Below are 15,275 nucleotides of genomic sequence, written 5' to 3' on the forward strand. Positions count from 1 at the left end.
AACAATGCCGTGTAGACCTGATATGGCACCGCTTCGAGCATGTGTTTCAGGAACTCCCGGGCCGTCTTCCTGTCCGCCTTCTCGACGAGCTGGGTCACGGCAAACTTGCTCGTGCGGTCGATTCCGACGAACAGGAAGAGCTTTCCTTCAGCAGTCTGCACCTCGGCAATGTCGATGTGGATCGAGCCTGCGTGGTCGCCATCGGTTCGAGACCCGCTGGCGAGGGCCGATAGGGTCGCGCTTGAACTTCGACCGCTTCGGCTTGTCGTCCTCGACCTCTGGCAGGCGCGAGAGGCCATGGCGTTGCAAGCATCGATGCAGTGTTGAGCTTGTCAAGTGCGGGATGGAAGGCCGCAGTGCATGGTGGCAGTCATCAAGCGGCAGCAGCGTGTGGCGCCGAAACGCGACGATGGCCGCCTCCTCGGCCTCCGTCAGGACCGTCGAACGTGGTTCCTTTTGACCTGTCTTGAGATCATCGACCGTCTGGCGTTTGCGCCACTTCGCAACGGTCTTGGGGGTCGTCGGGAAAACGATTCACTGGATCGTTTTCCGATCCTCCTCACTCCCCAGCTCCCAGCTCCCAGCTCCCGGCTCAGCTGCGCGAGCGAAGCCTGCGATCGCTGTATTGCTGCTCCGACGGCGGGCGAGGTCGCGGCGCAGCCGTGACGAACTTGTCCCATAGGGCATCCTTACACTCCTTCGAAAGGACCGCACCATTAAACCCTAGGGGCAAACACCTAGGTGGCCTCCGTCCTCATTGCCAGCGCCTTTGCGCGACCCATCATGTGGCGGCGATGGGCCCTGTGGCGTCTCGTGGCGGATGAGAGGCTCGCCAGGCGTCCGAATCTCGCAACGCTCATGGAACGCCAGGGGACGTCCCGGCCGATATGACCTGCCCGGCCGGGCAAAGCGGCGGGACACGGCCCCAATCCGGTCGGGCGTCTGAATGGCGCGCGCAAGCGCCGCAAGGACGGTGCCGGGCTCTTGCCGAACGAGGCTTCAATCCGACGCCGCATCGGCGCGGTTCCGAGGGAGCCGACCGGGGAAACGAGGCCCTCGTGGCAGAGAGACGCCGGAGACGCTCGTGCCCGTTTGCCGTAATACCGCTATCGGCCAGCCTGGAGCGCGGAGTATTCGACCGGTTCGGTCCGGCTGGACGCGAAGGGCGGGCCGCCAGCGACGCGACCTTCAGGGAGATCATCCCCTGCCGGGCTTGACCCTCTCGCATCGTGAAATAGGTCCTTTTCCATAGATACAGCATTGGGATGTCTGCGCATGCGCCCTGCCATTCTTCCGGTTGTCGCCGCCCTGTTGTTCGGTGCGGGCTCTGCCTCTGCCGCCGAGAGCTTCCGGTTTTCCTCGATCGATGGCGGCGAGATCGACCTCGCGGCGTTCCGCGGCCGGCCGGTGCTGGTGGTCAATACCGCCTCGCAATGCGGTTTCACCCCGCAATATGACGGGTTGCAGGCGTTGCAGGACAGCTACGGCCCGCGCGGGCTGGTGGTGCTGGCCGTGCCCTCGGACGATTTCAATCAGGAACTGGCCGATGAGGCCGCGGTGAAGGATTTCTGCGAGGTCAATTTCGGACTGACGCTGCCGATGACCGAGATCACCCATGTGAAGGGGGCCGAGGCGCATCCGTTCTATCGCTGGATGGCTGAAGAGCACGATTTCAAGCCGGGCTGGAATTTCAACAAGGTCCTTCTCGATGGTTCCGGGAATCCGGTTGCCACATTCGGCGCTTTCACCAAGCCGCAATCGGCGAAGCTGACCTCGAAAATCGAAACCCTTCTGTCGCAATAACGACATGTGTTATCGGGCGACGACCTGACCGGATCCTTTCGGGAGGGCGTTCTGTTGCGCTTTGTCGGGGCGGGCGGAATTTTCAATTCTTTTCTGGAATTTGAAAAATTATCTGCATATTGCATTCCATGTGACGTGAAATTCCTATTCCGAAAGTGTTTCTCGCATTTGCAGCACGGATCAGCTGCATTGCGGCATAACTCCCCCGCGATATCGCCGCGCCTTGAACCGCGCAGTTCCGGTCCCATCTGCCAGACAGATCGAGCCGCCATTGCTTGAGGCCCTGTCACCGGAGCGTTCGCATGATCCGCGCCTTTTCTGCCATCGCCCTGCCGCCGGAAATCCGCGCCCGCCTGGCAGAGGTGCAGGCGGGCCTGCCCGAGATCCGCCCGGTCCCGACCGAAAATCTTCATCTGACCCTTGTTTTCCTGGGCAGTCTGCCCGAACCGCAACTGGGTGACCTGGACATGGAATTTGCCGGCATCCGGGCCCCGGAACTCGAGCTGACCTTGTCCGGCCTTGGCCTGTTCGGGGGCGACAGGCCGCATAACCTGCATGCGACCCTGACCGAAAGTGCTGCGCTCCGGCATTTGCAGGCCAGGCTCGAAACCGCCGCCCGGCGGATCGGGGTCGCGCCGGAGCGGCGCCGTTTTACGCCCCATGTCACACTTGCCAGATTGGGGCACGACCGCCGCGCCAGGAAATGCGCGGAATTGGCCGTAGCGCAGTCGGCCGATTTTCGCGCCGGCCCGTTCAAGGTCGGCTTTTTCGGACTTTACCGTTCTGAAACAGGAAGAAATGCTGCGCATTATACGGAAATGTCGCGATATACGTTATTCTCTTCGCAGGGTGCCTCTTCTGGGGCATAATACCGTAAAAGGGGAGGAGACATGATCTGGACCGTTCAACCCGGGCGCGGGCTCGGGGCATTGGCCTTTGGGATGACGCCCGAAGACGTTCAGGCGCATCCCGATCTCGGGCGCCCTGGGCATGTCTATCGCGGCAGCCGGGGGCGGGTTATGGAATATCGTGGCCTTTCGGTGCCGATTTGCGAATATGGCCCGAACGGTCTCAATTGCATCATTGCCGGAAGGAAGGTCTCGGGGGTGCGCTATCAGGGGGCGTCGCTGTTCGACGCGGACCCGCAGGCCGTCGTCAAGCTGATGGAGGCCCAGCTTGGTCCGGCACGGCTCTGCCAGGAGCAGCTTTGCTTTCCCGCGGCGGGCCTGCTGCTGGGCGGCTTCTTCGACCCGCATGACCAGTGCTTCATCCGTCCGGAGGTCGAATATCACGACGAGCGCAGCATCACGGTCTGCCTGCCCGGAGCCTGCGTCGCGGTCTGCGCCGAAGAGCGCGAGCTGGTCAGCTTCCTCTAGCCCGTGCGGTCCGGCAGTCGCGCCCTCAGGGGGTGGGCACGCCGCCCCCGAGCACCGTTGCAAGGCGCGGACTGTCGATATTGCCGCCGCAGAGAATGACGCCGACCTTGCGGCCCGCCATCATCTCGCGCTCTTGCATCAGGGCGGCCAGGGGGGCCGCGCCGGCGCCTTCGGCCACATTATGCGTGGCGCTGAAGTAAAGCCGGATCGCCTCGGCGATCTCGGCATCCGAGACCGAGACGATGCGCTCGGCCCCGGCCGAATAGATCGCGAGGGCCTCGGCCACCGGCACCCGCACCGCCAGCCCGTCGGCGAAGGTTCGCGCCGTCGGGGTTTCGACCAGATCTCCGGCCGCCATCGAGCGCAGGACGCAATCGGCCTGGTCCGAGACAACACCGACGATCCGGGTCGACAGCCCCAGCGCATCGCGCGCCGCGATGGTGCCGCAGATGCCCGAGCCGCAACCGATCGGCACATAGACGCTGTGCAGGTCGTGCTGGGCGGTGAACAGTTCCAGCGCATAGCTTGCGACACCCCGCACCAGCTCGCGGTGGAAGGGCGGCACCGGGTAAAGCCCCTCGGCCTCGGCCACGCGGAAGGCCTCTTCGCGGGCGCTGTCGAAATCGGACCCGAAGATGCGCAGATCGGCGCCGAAGGCTCGCATCGCGGCGTTCTTCTCGGCCGAATTGCCCTCGGGAACATAGATCCGGGCGGTCAGCCCGGCGGCGCGGGCCGCCAGCGCCTGACCTTGGCCATGATTGCCGCGGGTCGCGGTGACGATGCCGGTGCAGTCGGGGCGGGTGCGGGTCAGCCAGTCGATGAAGGTGTAGGCGCCGCGCAGCTTGAAGGCGCCGGTGGGCCCGTGGTTCTCGTGTTTGACCCAGACCTCGGTGCCGATCGCCTCGGCCAGGAGCGGCCAGGCATAGTGCGGCGTCGGCGGCATCCTTGCATGGACGAGCCGTGCGGCCTGTTCCAGATCGTCGAGCGAAAACTGCGGCTCAGCCATCATCGGGGTCCTTCTTGTCGGGGGCCTTGTCGGGGGGCGTGCCGATCAGGCGCTCGAGCGCGTCGATCAGCGTGTCGGGGCCGGGGGCCCGGGCGCGAAGCCCGGCCAGCACATCGCTGGCGCAGGCCGCCCGGCGGATCTGCTCGGGGCCATCGAGCGCGGCCAGCGCTGTGACAAGCCCGTCGGCCCCGGCAACGGCCTCGGCGGCCCCGGCGCGGTCGAGCGCGGCATAGGCGGCGGCGAAATTCGCCACATGCGGGCCGTGCAGGATCGCAGATCCCGCGGCGGCGGGTTCGAACGGGGTATGGCCGCCCTTGTCCACCAGCGAGCCGCCGACGAAACTGACCCCGGCCAAAGCATACCAGAGCGCCATTTCGCCCATGGTATCGGCCAGCAGCACCGGCTGCTCGGGCCCCGGGAGACCGCCGCTCGAGCGCATGGCATGGCCGAGCCCGGCCCGCTTGATCAGCGCGGCGATCTGGGCGGCGCGCCGGGGGTGGCGCGGGGCGAGGATCAGGCGCGCGGCCGGATCGGCGCGCCAGCGCCGGGCGAAGGCTTCCAGGACCGGCGCCTCTTCGCCCTCATGGGTCGAGGCCGCCAGCAGGGTGCTGGCGCGGGGCAGGAGGGGGGCGAGGGCCTTCAGCGCGTCCGGATCGGGCCGGGCCGCGGGGGCGAAGGCCTTGAGATCGATCACCGGGCCGCTCCGCTCGGGGGCGAGGCCGAGGGCCGCGAAGCGCTCCTGCGAGGCCGGGTCCTGGGCCGAAAGATAGGCGATGGCGCCGGTCAGGCGCCGCGCCAGCGCGGGCATCCGCCGCCAGCGCCCCGCGCTTCGTGCCGAAAGCCGTGCGCCCAGCAAAAGCACCGGCCGGCCCCGCTGCGCCACCTCGAAGATCCGGTTCGGCCAGAGTTCGCTTTCGATCAGCACCAGCGCCCGGGGCTGCCAGCGCCCGATGAACAGGCGCAGCGCCCAGCGGTAATCATAAGGCGCGAGCCGCGCCGAGACCCGGGGCAGGGCCCAGCTCTCGACCAGCGCTCGCCCGGTCCGGGAATTGCTGGTCGCGACGATTGCGAGATCGGGGCGACGCTCGGTCAGGCGCTCGATCAGCGGCCGTGCCGAGGCCAGCTCGCCATTCGAGGCGCCATGCAGCCAGATCGCAGGGCCGGGCGCCCGGTCCGGCCCGTTCAGGCCGAGCCGCTCGCGCGCGAAGGGCCGCTCGCGCAGCAGGCGCAGCGCGAGGCCGGGGGCGGCCAGGGAAAGGAGGATCCGGTAGCTCAGCACGGCAATTCGGGGCGGTGGGATGAAGAATGCGGGATGCAGGAACAAGGGCTCGGCACAGCCGGAAGACCGGATCTGTGCCGAAAGGGTTACGCGCCCGGTGCCGGGCTGGCAAGGCGGCACGGCCTGCGTCCTGTTTCGCTCTTGCCATACCTCGTCCGACATGGGGTGTCAGGCCATTGCCGTGCCCGGACTTCTGTGGCATCACCAAACCTGATTATATCGAACTGGAGAGTTCAGCCGCATGGCCGATTACGCTGCCCGCCGCGAAGCGATGGTCGACACCCAGGTCCGTCCCTCGGACGTCACGCGTCTGCCGATCATCGAGGCGATGCTTGCCGTCCCCCGCGAAGCCTTCGTTCCCGCCCGCCTGCGCGAGGCCGCCTATATCGGCGAGAACCTTCCGCTGGCGCATGACCGCGTCCTGCTCGAGCCGCGCACCTTCGCCAAGATGCTCGAGGCGCTCGATCTGGGGCCGGGCGACATGGTGCTCGATCTGGGATGCGGGCTGGGCTATTCGGCGGCTGTGATGGCGCGGATGGCCGATGCGGTGGTGGCTCTGGAAGAGGACGGCACCATGGCGCGCGAGGCCGAAGCCATGTTCGGCGAGCACGGTGTCGACAATGTCGCGGTCGAGATCGGCGCGCTGACCGATGGCGCGCCCAGGCACGGCCCTTATGACGCGATCGTGATCGAGGGCGCCATCGAGGAATTGCCGCAGGCCATCGCCGATCAGCTCAAGGACGGCGGCCGGATCGTCGCGCTCTTCATGGAGGGTACGCTTGGTGTGGCCCGCATCGGCTGGAAGGTCGAGGGCGCGCTGAGTTGGCGTTTTCTGTTCAATGCGAGCGCCCCGGTTATGCCGGGCTTCGCGCGCGCGGCAGAGTTCGAATTCTGACACGTGAAAGACATACAAGAGCCGCATCGAAGAAACGCGGTCTGATAATGGCAAAAGCCAGACGAGGCACGGATATGAGTAGTTTCCTACGTAACTTCGCCGGTACGGCTCTGTCGGCGACGCTCGCCCTCTGGGCGGCCGGGGCGGCACAGGCGGAGACGCTGACCGATGCCCTGATCGCGGCCTACAAGAACTCGCATCTTCTCGATCAGAACCGGGCGCTGTTGCGCGCGGCCGACGAGGATGTGGCCCAGGCGCTGGCGACGCTGCGCCCTGTGATCGCCTTTGCCATGAACGGGAACTATGTCGACCCGGCCTCGGCGGCGAACGGCAACAAGCATACCAGCGCCTCGGCCGAGCTGACCGCAACTCTCACGATCTTCGATAGCGGCCAGAACCGGCTGGCGCTGGATGCCACCAAGGAAACCGTGCTCGCGACCCGGGCCGCGCTGATCGGGATCGAGCAGGATGTGCTGCTTTCTGCGGTTCAGGCCTATATGGACGTCTTCGCGGCGCTGCAGACCGTGAGCCTGGCCGAGAACAACAACCGGCTGATCGCCGAAGAGTTGCGGGCCACCCAGGACCGCTTCGAGGTTGGCGAGGTGACCCGGACCGATGTGTCGCTGGCGCAATCGGCGCTGGCCGCGGCCCGCTCGAACCTGGTCGCGGCCAATGGCAAGCTGGCGACGGCGCGCGAATCCTACAAGCTGGCGGTCGGGCATTATCCGGAACGGCTCAGCGGCATTCCCAATCTGCCCAGCATTCCCGGATCGCCCGAGGCGGCGCGTTCGGTTGCGGTGAAGACCCATCCCGACATCTTCCAAGCGCAGCACAATGTCACCGTCTCCGAGCTGAACCTCGCCCGGGCCAAGGCCGCGCAAGGCCCCAGCCTGACCGCCTCGCTCGGTTATGAACGCGACGATAATTCAAACGAGGGCACGAAGGCCCAGCTGCAACTGTCGCAGACGATCTATGCCGGCGGGCGCCTCTATGCGGCCGAGCGTCAGGCCATGGCCAACATGCAGGCCTCCCGCGCGGGGCTTCTGCAGACCGTGCGGCTGGTCGAGCTCGATGTCGGCAATGCCTGGTCGAGCCTTGCGGTGGCGCGGGCCCAGGTCACGGCCAGCGACCAGCGGATCCAGGCGGCGCAGCTTGCCTTCGACGGCACCAAGGAAGAGGCCAGGCTCGGTGCGCGTACCACGCTTGATGTGCTCGATGCCGAACAGGACCTGCTCGATGCCCGGACCGCCCGGGTCGAGGCCGAGGCCACGCAATATACCGCGATCTACAGCGTGCTGGCTTCGATGGGGCTGCTGACGGCCGAGCATCTGGGACTGGGCATTCCGACCTATGATCCCAATGCCTATTACAACGCGGTCAGCTCTGCGCCTGCGAAAAGCCTTCAGGGCGGCAAGCTCGACCGTGTGCTGCAAAGCATTGGGCGCAACTGAGCCTCGTGCCCGGTTGTGTCCGCAGGGCGGAGGGGCTAGCATTCTGCCCTGTGATTAACCGTATTTCCGGTCCGGAGCCGTGCCATGGTTGAACTGCGCAGCATCGCCGACACTGCCGGGGTCCGCCCGGCAGAGCCGTCGCAGGAGCCTGCGCCGCCGCGCAACGAGCCGCGTCTGGCGCGGCTGGTGCTGACGCCCAACCTGCGTGTCCGTCCGGAACCAGAGAACCAGCCCGCTCCGGCGCGGCCGATGCCGGTGCTGCTGCGCGGGCCCCTGCCGCATGATCCCGGCGCGCCGGCCCTGCGGGCCACCCGGGAGGCGGTTCCTCCCGGGCCGCGGACCGTTTCGGTGGCCGATCTGGCCGAGGCGAACCGGCGCGACGCGGTTACGCTCGAACGCCGCATCGCCGAGCTCGAGGCCGCCATGGCCGGGGTCGATGCCGATTGGGACCCCGAATGCGAAGAGGGTTTGCCCTCGGTGCCCTGGGTCGGGAAGGCGCAGGTTGTGTCTGCCGGTCCGGCAGCGGCAGGCGGCGACGAGGCCGCGCTTCGCGTGATGGTGTCCGATATCGTGCGCGAGGTCGTGCGGCAGGAGCTGCGCGGTACGCTGGGCGAGGGCATCGGTCGCAACCTGCGCAAGATGGTGCGCCGCGAGATCGCCCGCGCGCTTGCCGAACGCGATCTCGACTGATCTTTTCCCGACGTATTATTGCGGTCAGCCGCCTCGACGCCCGCGGATGATGCACGCCCGCGTGGCCGATCCCCGGTCCGACTGGCGCTGATCTCGCCGGGCCCGGATCGTCCCGGACGATCAACCTTGTCAGAAACGCGAAAAGCGCGCCCTTTTGGGCGCGCCATTCGCATGGAAAGCTCGCAGGCGGGTCAGGCGGCTTCGGCCTGTTCCTGGCTGTGGCGTCGTTCGCTTTCTTCGCGCGACAGGGCAACAGAGGTCCGGACGCCGCGTGCGACGAACTCCATCAGGCCGCGCACAACCCGTTCGTTCGGGTCGATACCGGCGCAGGACAGGACTTCGCGGCCATCGCGGGACCGCGCCCAGCGCGCGATCTGTTCAGGGCCGTTGCCATATTTCTTGTCGTCCGCGATCGCGTCGTCCAACGCGGCGAGCACCACAGCAGCGAACAATTTTCGGGCACGATGCCCCTGTTCGTGATTGAACGCCGTGCCATCAACGAAATCGACCATCTCGTCGTCCTTTTATTCTTGCTCTTGCATTTCGGGCGTGCGGCCGAATATGACGCATTTGTCGTGATTCGGTATTCTTCATTTTGCAGGTCGGCCATGCGCTCAGTGCATGGCTTGCAAAAGACAGTCCCCGATCTAGTCGTCTTGCCAGCCCAGCTCCCGCAAGATATAGGTCCGGCGCAATTCCTATCAACCGTCTGTTAAGGGTTTCCGTATGGCGAAGATCAACGGTAATGAAATTCGTCCGGGCTATATCCTCGACCATGACGGCGGGCTCTGGGCCGCGGTGAAGGTGGATCACGTCAAGCCCGGCAAGGGCGGGGCCTTCGCCCAGGTTGAGCTGCGCAACCTGCGCAGCGGCAGCAAGTTGAACGAGCGGTTCCGCAGTGCCGACAAGGTCGACCGGGTCGAACTCGAGCGCCGCGACCAGCAGTTCCTTTACGAAGCCGATGGCATGCTCGTGGTGATGGATACCGACAGCTACGAACAGACCGAGCTGCCCGCAGATCTTCTGGGGGATCGCCGGGCCTTCCTGCAGGATGGCATGACCGTGGTCGTCGAATATTACGAGGCCGAGGCGCTGAATGCGACGCTGCCGGCCAAGGTCACCTGCCGGATCGCCGAGACCGAGCCGGTGGTGAATGGCCAGACCGCCGCCAAGAGCTTCAAGCCCGCCATGCTGGAAAACGGCGTCCGGGTGATGGTCCCGCCCTTCATCGGCCCGGGGGAAGACATCGTCGTCAATACCGAGACCATGGAATACTCGGCCCGCGCCTGAGGCCGCATCCCCGCATCCTGCCGGGGCCCCGGCTCAGGCCCCGAGCGTTTCCAGGCAGCGCTCGACCAGACCGCGATAACCGCCGCCGAACAGCCGCAGATGAACGAGCGCGGGCCAGAGCTGATAGACCGCGCGCCGCTCGGGCCAGCCCGGGGCAGGGGAGCCATACGCGGCGCGAAAGGCGGGGTCGGGGCTGCCGAAGAGGTCCAGCATCGCCAGATCGACCTCGGCATCGCCGTAATAGCAGGCAGGGTCGATCAGCGCGGCCCCCTGCTGTGTGAACAGCACGTTCCCCGTCCACAGATCGCCATGCAGCAGGGCCGCCGGAGGATGGCGCGGGACCAGCCCGTCGAGCCGGGCAGCCAGGGTTTCGGCCCTCAGGGCAATGTCGGCGGGCAGCGCTTCGGGCCAGGCGAGAAGCCTGCGCTCGGCCCAGAAGCCGGGCCAGTCGGCGCAGGCGGCATTCGGGATCTTGGCCGGACCGAAGCCGTGATCCTCGTCCCAGCCATAGGTCTCTCCCGTCGCCCTGTGCAGTCGCAGAAGCGCCAGGCCGAGCGCGCCCCAGCCCGGGGCCGAGGCCGGCGCTTCGTCGAGATGCTCGAGCAGGAGCCAGCCGCCGCCTTCGGCCATGACCGCGGGTGTAGGCACGCCCGCCCGGGCGATGGCCCGAAGCATCCGTGCCTCTGTCGCGACCCGGGGGCCCGATTTCGCGACCATCCGGCGGCCGTCTTCAAGATCGAGCCGCAGCACCCGGGAAAGATCGCCGCCCTGCAGGGGCAGGCTGCGGGCGATGGCGGCGCCGACCAGTGCCTCCAGCGCCGCCCGTTCAGCCATCCGGCCAGAGCACCGTCGCCGCCCCCGCCGTCATCCGGGGCGCGACCCGGTCGAAGCGCAGATAGGCGATGGCCAGATCGCCGGCCTGGGTGAAGAGCCGCCCGGCCTCCTTGCCACCGGCCTCGATCGGTGTGCCGGGCGGGGCCGAGCCCTCGACGCCCACCGTGGCCAGGCCCTTGCGCAGCTCGGTCTTGTGCTTCATCCGCGCGGTGACCTCCTGGCCGACATAGCAGCCCTTGCGGAAATCGACGCCGTTCAGCCGCTCGAACCCGGCTTCGAGGATGTAGCTTTCCTCGGGGATCAGCTCGATCCCGGTCTCGGGAATGCACTCGGCCACCCGGATCCTGTCCCAGTCGATGGCGGGGGCGGTGCCGGGTGTTCCGGCATAGGCGCGCCAGCCAAGCGACGCGTGGCGCGGATCGGGCAGGGCGCCTTCGGGCGGCTCGTCAAGCCCGCGATGGACATGGAGCCCGGCCGGGGCGATCCGGACATCGGCCCGGAGCTTGTAGAGCGACAGCCGCCGGGCCAGCGCCTCGGCGATATCGGCCCTGACGTCGAGCAGGATCGTGTCGTCGCGCGCGCTCAGCAGGAAATCGGCAAGATACTTGCCCTGCGGCGTCAGCATCGCGGCATAGACAAGCCGTCCCTCGGGCGCCGTGATGTCATTGGTCACGAGCCCTTGCAGGAATTTCACGCGATCCGCGCCGGTGATCGCAAGCACCGTCCTGTCCGCTGCCTCTTCGCCTGTCATGGCTGTCTTCTCCCCGTGCCGTTCTCGGCCCGAAGGTGTCAGGACTCGGTGGCGAATTGCAAGCGGTAGAGCCCGGCATAAAGCCTGCCCCTGGCCAGAAGATCGTCATGGCGGCCTTCTTCGCGCACCCGGCCCGCCTCCATCACCACGATCCGGTCGGCGTCGCGGACGGTGGCCAGCCGGTGCGCGATCACCAGCGTGGTGCGGCCCTGCGCCAGATGGCTCAGCGCTTCCTGCACGGCGCGTTCGGATTGCGCGTCAAGCGCCGAGGTGGCCTCGTCCATCAGCAGGATCGGGGCGTCGCGCAGCAGCGCGCGGGCGATGGCCACACGCTGGCGCTGCCCGCCCGAGAGGTTCGAGCCGCGCGGCCCGGCAGGGCTGTCGAGCCCCGCGGGCAGTCCGGACAGGAATTCGTCGATATGGGCCGCCTCGATCACCTCGCGCAGACGTGCCTCGGAGACGTCGCGGCCGAGGCAGATATTGTCGCGCAGGCTGTCATCGAACATCGGCGCCTCCTGGGTGACGACCGAAAACAGATCGCGCAGATCGGCCTGCGCCAGATCCCCCACCGCGACGCCGCCGATGGCGACGCGACCCGATTGCGGCTCGATCAGCCGGGTCAGCAGGTTGAAGACGGTCGACTTGCCCGCGCCCGAGGGACCGACCAGCGCAGTCATCTCGCCCGCCTTCGCGGTCAGGTCGAGGCCGCGCAGCACCGGCGTCTCGCCATAGCTCAGATGCACATCCTCCAGCGCCAGATCGCAGCGCTCGGCCGGGGCGGGCAGCGGTTTCGGCCGGGCCGGATCCAGAATGGTGGCGCGTTCCTCAAAGATGGCATGGATGCGTTCGAGACTGGCCAGCGCGGCCTGCCAGGCACCCGACACGTTGCCGAGCCGCCGCAAGGGTTCGAAGACCAGCGCGATGGCGGTAAAGAAGGCCATGAAGTCGCCGACGGTCTTGTCGCCCTCGATGATCTGCAGGCCGCCGAAGATCAGCACCGCGGCAAAACCGAGCCCGCCGACGATATCGACCAGCGCGGGCATGCCGGCCTGGCCCGCCTGGGCGCGCAGCTGCGAGGCGATGAAGCCCGCGACGCTGGCGCCGAAACGGCCCTGCTCGCGCCGCTCCATCCGGTTCAGCTTGATGGTGACGATGCCGTGGAACATCTCGTCGAGCCGGCCCGCGATCTCGGCCGCCTGCACCCGGGCCAGCCGGGCGGTGTGCCTGATCCAGCGCTGCAGCACCATGATCGGCACGACCAGAAGCGGGATGCCCGCCATCGCGATCAGGGTCCAGGCCCAGTCGATCGAGAGCGCCACCGCCATCAGCGAGACCAGCGAGACGAAATCGCGTCCCGAGGCCGTCAGCACCGTGTTCCAGACATTGGCGGCGGCGGTGGTGTCGCCCCGCACCCGCTCGATCAGCCCGCCGGGGGGAGTGCGCTGGAAATAGGAGCCGTCGAGCCCGAGCAGATGCTCGACCATGTCCTTCTGCAATTCGCCGGTGATCGAAAGCCCGGCGCGGGCCATCAGCACGCGCTGGCCGAAGCCGCTGAGCGCGCGGGCCAGGAAGATCGCCAGCACCGCCCCCGCCACCAGCGGAATGGCATTCCGCTCGCCCGCGACGAAGATCCGGTCGAACATCGGCTTGAAGCTGTAGCTGAGCAGCCCGAGCGAGGCGCCCTCGATGGTCATCAGCGTCAGCGCGATGCCGATGGTCAGGGAATGGCGGCGCAGATATCCGCGCCAGAGCCAACCGAAGATTTGGGCGCCGCCCGCCATGATGTCTAGCTCCGTCCCGCCTTGAAATCGCTCTTGATGGCGTCCGGATCGTAGCGGGTGGAGATCCAGTCGCGCAGCGTCATCGGGCTGCGGGCGGTGTCGGCCTCGTAGCGGTCGAGCACCAGATCGAGCACGCCCGCCTTCGAGCGGCGGTTGTGCAGAAAGCGCCAGCTCAGCATCCGGCGCGCCTCGGCGACCGGTGTGCCCCCGGCATGGATGAGATACAGCGCGGCGGCAAGGCCCGCCCGGTCCGAGCCCGACTTGCAATGCATCACCATCGGGCGTTCGGCCCGGTCGAAGAGGTCGAGCAGCATCAGCAGCGTCTCTCGGGGGACCAGTCGGCGGGCCTTCAGCGTCACCGCCTCGAGCCGGAGCCCCAGCGCGGCGCAGGCCTCTTCTTCCAGCAACCAGTGCGAATGCGGTCGCTCGCTGCCGCGCAGCGAGATCACGGTGCGGATGCCCATGTCGCGATAGCGCCGCAGCCGCGCGGGCGAGGGCTGGTTCGAGCGCCAGACCCCGGGCGCGATCTCGACGAGATTGGTCCAGAGGATGCGCAGCAAGCCGTGATCCATCAGATGGAAATGCCAAAGCGCGGCCCGGCGCGCGCCCGGGACGCTCAGATCTGTGCCGTGGCGCTCGGTCATCCGACGTTCGAGCGCCGCGAACCGGGTTTTCAGCTGGTCGAACATCGCAGGCCTTCGGTTCGGGGGCACGAGGCCGCGAGATAGCCCGAAACCATGGCCCTGACAAGCAACTGGTGGCGAGGGGCCGCCCGCCCGCCCGGGGTCCGGTCCGGGGCGGGGGCAGAAGCGAGGGAAACCCGGAGGCCGTCCGACGGGGCTCGGACCCGCCTCTTGGGGTATCCAGTAGGCGGCCACTGTCGTCTTGCGATGCCCGGTTTGTCATGCCGGTGCGGGTTCGCGCGCGTCTCTTCCGGGGGATTCCTCGCCCGCTCTGGGCGAGGGTCTCCTGAGATCTCGTCGCAGGGGCCGGAGCCACGGCAAGGCGGGAAAGACAGCGCAGCTTAATCGCAGGGCCAAGGCGTCCGCCGGGAGGCCGGTGTTCTGGCGGTTCCGTGGCGCCCGGTCGCCGCTGCGGCGGGAGGAAAACCGGCCCGGTTCGGTTTTCGCTGACAGGGGCTTGGGCCGGTCAGGGCAGGGTGATCTCTGCCAGCAGGCCGCGATGATTCGAGCCGAGATCCTCGCCGAAGGGGCTGAGGCGCACCAGCCGCGCGCCACCGCCGACCAGCACCTGATCGATGGGCACCCCGAACCGGCCTGCGGCCACGGGCCAGGTCGCCCTAGGCAGGCGGGCGGTGGCCATGCCGGTGTCGCGATGGATCAGCGAGAGCGTCCGGCTCCAGGGCGCGGCGTTGAAATCGCCGATGGCGACGGCGGGGCCGGGCAGCCAGCCAAGCTGGGCGGTCAGCCGCTCGAGCTCGGTATCCGCCAGTCCCGACATCCAGGGCTTGAGAAGCTGGAGGCCCGCCAGAAAGACCCGCTTGCCGCCCGCCGTCTCGATCTCGGCCACGGCATAGCGGTCGGGCCAGGCCGGATTCAGCGACATCGTCCAGAACCGCCTGGGCCGGCTGCGCGCGGCCAGCACGATCTGGCAGGCGCCGGGCTGGCAGGGCGAGACGAAGTCGTAGCGCGCCTGCAGCAGCGGCAGCGCCGCGGCGATCGCCTCGGCCTCGGCAAAGATGATGATATCGGGGTCCGGCCCCAGCGCGGCCCTGACGATGGTCTCGGCGGGCAGCTCATTCTCGATACAGGCATTGAAGAAAAGGATGCGCAGGTCGGGCGTCTGACCGGGCAGGGCGGGCAGGCTCTGGCGCAGATGGAGCGCTCCGAGCCCGGCCAGCGCGACCAGAGCGGCCGCCATGAGCCCCGGGCCGAGCCGGCACAGCCCGAGAGCCGTGGCGCCCAGCGCAAGCATCAGGGCGCCGGCCAGGAGCCAGGGCGCAAGCGAGTCGAGGATGCGCGCCAGCGGCCCGGCCGCGCTGCTGCCGGGGATGAACCGCGCCCCGGCGCCCGCGACCAGCGCAAGCGCCGCCGCCATCGCCAGTGCTCCCGATAGCTCAGGCTTCCAGATCAAGGCCCGCCTCCAGCCGCCGCCCCTT

15 protein-coding genes and 1 pseudogene are annotated in these 15,275 nt (G+C 67.8%); 7 read left to right on the forward strand and 9 right to left on the reverse strand.

Annotated features, from left to right (window positions below):
* Nucleotides 1-2 precede the first annotated feature (2 nt).
* Nucleotides 3-680 (reverse strand): annotated as a pseudogene (locus B5V46_RS08615) (hypothetical protein); the annotation flags it as partial.
* A 595-nt stretch (nt 681-1,275) separates the two neighbouring features.
* On the opposite strand from B5V46_RS08615, the gene B5V46_RS08620 reads away from it, so the two are divergent.
* The 3 genes from B5V46_RS08620 to B5V46_RS08630 all read left to right on the forward strand — a co-directional run bounded on the left by B5V46_RS08620 (nt 1,276) and on the right by B5V46_RS08630 (nt 3,179).
* Nucleotides 1,276-1,803 carry a glutathione peroxidase gene (locus B5V46_RS08620; protein ID WP_080616223.1) on the forward strand — a complete coding sequence of 176 codons (528 nt, stop codon included), beginning with the start codon at nt 1,276-1,278 and terminating at the stop codon, nt 1,801-1,803.
* 302 nt (nt 1,804-2,105) lie between these two features.
* A complete protein-coding gene (gene thpR / locus B5V46_RS08625; RefSeq protein ID WP_080616224.1) occupies nt 2,106-2,672 on the forward strand; it encodes an RNA 2',3'-cyclic phosphodiesterase in 567 nt (188 codons plus the stop codon).
* Nucleotides 2,673-2,693: 21 nt separating this feature from the next.
* Nucleotides 2,694-3,179, forward strand: coding sequence for a hypothetical protein (locus B5V46_RS08630; RefSeq protein ID WP_080616225.1), 486 nt, complete (start codon nt 2,694-2,696; stop codon nt 3,177-3,179).
* A gap of 25 nt (nt 3,180-3,204) precedes the next feature.
* Here B5V46_RS08630 and B5V46_RS08635 read toward each other — a convergent pair whose 3' ends face one another.
* Together B5V46_RS08635 and B5V46_RS08640 are read right to left on the reverse strand one after the other, a co-directional pair.
* Nucleotides 3,205-4,188 carry a threonine dehydratase gene (locus B5V46_RS08635; RefSeq protein ID WP_231119270.1) on the reverse strand — a complete coding sequence of 328 codons (984 nt, stop codon included), beginning with the start codon at nt 4,186-4,188 and terminating at the stop codon, nt 3,205-3,207.
* Nucleotides 4,178-5,464 carry a 3-deoxy-D-manno-octulosonic acid transferase gene (locus B5V46_RS08640; RefSeq protein ID WP_155773992.1) on the reverse strand — a complete coding sequence of 429 codons (1,287 nt, stop codon included), beginning with the start codon at nt 5,462-5,464 and terminating at the stop codon, nt 4,178-4,180. Before B5V46_RS08640 ends, B5V46_RS08635 begins: the two co-directional genes overlap by 11 nt.
* Nucleotides 5,465-5,705: 241 nt before the next feature.
* Between B5V46_RS08640 and B5V46_RS08645 the strand changes: the two genes are divergently transcribed.
* The 3 genes from B5V46_RS08645 (at nt 5,706) to B5V46_RS08655 (ending at nt 8,500) form a co-directional block, all read left to right on the forward strand.
* A complete protein-coding gene (locus B5V46_RS08645) occupies nt 5,706-6,359 on the forward strand; it encodes a protein-L-isoaspartate O-methyltransferase (RefSeq protein WP_080616228.1) in 654 nt (217 codons plus the stop codon).
* Nucleotides 6,360-6,433: 74 nt separating this feature from the next.
* A complete protein-coding gene (locus B5V46_RS08650; RefSeq protein ID WP_155773993.1) occupies nt 6,434-7,810 on the forward strand; it encodes a TolC family outer membrane protein in 1,377 nt (458 codons plus the stop codon).
* Nucleotides 7,811-7,894: 84 nt separating this feature from the next.
* Entirely contained in the window at nt 7,895-8,500 is a 606-nt protein-coding gene (locus tag B5V46_RS08655) for a hypothetical protein (RefSeq protein WP_080616230.1), read from the forward strand.
* A 191-nt stretch (nt 8,501-8,691) separates the two neighbouring features.
* Here B5V46_RS08655 and B5V46_RS08660 read toward each other — a convergent pair whose 3' ends face one another.
* On the reverse strand, nt 8,692-9,012 hold the full coding sequence (locus B5V46_RS08660) for a DUF6280 family protein (protein WP_080616231.1): 321 nt from the start codon (nt 9,010-9,012) through the stop codon (nt 8,692-8,694).
* 214 nt (nt 9,013-9,226) lie between these two features.
* On the opposite strand from B5V46_RS08660, the gene efp reads away from it, so the two are divergent.
* Nucleotides 9,227-9,790 (forward strand): elongation factor P, encoded by a 564-nt coding sequence (gene efp, locus B5V46_RS08665; RefSeq protein WP_080616232.1) that lies wholly within the window; start codon nt 9,227-9,229, stop codon nt 9,788-9,790.
* A 33-nt stretch (nt 9,791-9,823) separates the two neighbouring features.
* Here the strand turns inward: efp and B5V46_RS08670 are convergent, their stop codons facing one another.
* The 5 genes from B5V46_RS08670 to B5V46_RS08690 all read right to left on the reverse strand — a co-directional run bounded on the left by B5V46_RS08670 (nt 9,824) and on the right by B5V46_RS08690 (nt 15,250).
* Nucleotides 9,824-10,624, reverse strand: coding sequence for a fructosamine kinase family protein (locus B5V46_RS08670; protein WP_080616233.1), 801 nt, complete (start codon nt 10,622-10,624; stop codon nt 9,824-9,826).
* Nucleotides 10,617-11,375: a folate-binding protein YgfZ gene (locus B5V46_RS08675; protein WP_080616234.1), complete on the reverse strand. Its 759-nt coding sequence runs from the start codon at nt 11,373-11,375 to the stop codon at nt 10,617-10,619. The genes B5V46_RS08670 and B5V46_RS08675 overlap by 8 nt, the downstream gene beginning before the upstream one ends.
* Nucleotides 11,376-11,413: 38 nt before the next feature.
* Nucleotides 11,414-13,156, reverse strand: a complete 1,743-nt coding sequence (locus B5V46_RS08680; protein ID WP_080616235.1) for an ABC transporter ATP-binding protein — start codon at nt 13,154-13,156, stop codon at nt 11,414-11,416.
* A gap of 5 nt (nt 13,157-13,161) precedes the next feature.
* Nucleotides 13,162-13,845, reverse strand: coding sequence for a tyrosine-protein phosphatase (locus B5V46_RS08685; RefSeq protein WP_080616236.1), 684 nt, complete (start codon nt 13,843-13,845; stop codon nt 13,162-13,164).
* 460 nt (nt 13,846-14,305) lie between these two features.
* A complete protein-coding gene (locus B5V46_RS08690) occupies nt 14,306-15,250 on the reverse strand; it encodes an endonuclease/exonuclease/phosphatase family protein (RefSeq protein WP_155773994.1) in 945 nt (314 codons plus the stop codon).
* Between the last annotated feature and the right edge of the window lie 25 nt (nt 15,251-15,275).

Source organism: Rhodovulum sp. MB263, assembly GCF_002073975.1.
In the GTDB taxonomy this organism is placed as follows: Bacteria; Pseudomonadota; Alphaproteobacteria; order Rhodobacterales; family Rhodobacteraceae; genus Rhodovulum.

Coding starts and splice junctions, on each gene's coding strand:
- thpR (WP_080616224.1), top strand. CDS start 2,106: ATGATCCGCGCCTTTTCTGCCATCGCCCTGCCGCCGGAAATCCGCGCC.
- B5V46_RS08630 (WP_080616225.1), top strand. CDS start 2,694: ATGATCTGGACCGTTCAACCCGGGCGCGGGCTCGGGGCATTGGCCTTT.
- B5V46_RS08650 (WP_155773993.1), top strand. CDS start 6,434: ATGAGTAGTTTCCTACGTAACTTCGCCGGTACGGCTCTGTCGGCGACG.
- B5V46_RS08660 (WP_080616231.1), bottom strand. CDS start 9,012: ATGGTCGATTTCGTTGATGGCACGGCGTTCAATCACGAACAGGGGCAT.
- B5V46_RS08645 (WP_080616228.1), top strand. CDS start 5,706: ATGGCCGATTACGCTGCCCGCCGCGAAGCGATGGTCGACACCCAGGTC.
- B5V46_RS08675 (WP_080616234.1), bottom strand. CDS start 11,375: ATGACAGGCGAAGAGGCAGCGGACAGGACGGTGCTTGCGATCACCGGC.
- B5V46_RS08670 (WP_080616233.1), bottom strand. CDS start 10,624: ATGGCTGAACGGGCGGCGCTGGAGGCACTGGTCGGCGCCGCCATCGCC.
- B5V46_RS08620 (WP_080616223.1), top strand. CDS start 1,276: ATGCGCCCTGCCATTCTTCCGGTTGTCGCCGCCCTGTTGTTCGGTGCG.
- B5V46_RS08685 (WP_080616236.1), bottom strand. CDS start 13,845: ATGTTCGACCAGCTGAAAACCCGGTTCGCGGCGCTCGAACGTCGGATG.
- efp (WP_080616232.1), top strand. CDS start 9,227: ATGGCGAAGATCAACGGTAATGAAATTCGTCCGGGCTATATCCTCGAC.
- B5V46_RS08635 (WP_231119270.1), bottom strand. CDS start 4,188: ATGATGGCTGAGCCGCAGTTTTCGCTCGACGATCTGGAACAGGCCGCA.
- B5V46_RS08680 (WP_080616235.1), bottom strand. CDS start 13,156: ATGGCGGGCGGCGCCCAAATCTTCGGTTGGCTCTGGCGCGGATATCTG.
- B5V46_RS08655 (WP_080616230.1), top strand. CDS start 7,895: ATGGTTGAACTGCGCAGCATCGCCGACACTGCCGGGGTCCGCCCGGCA.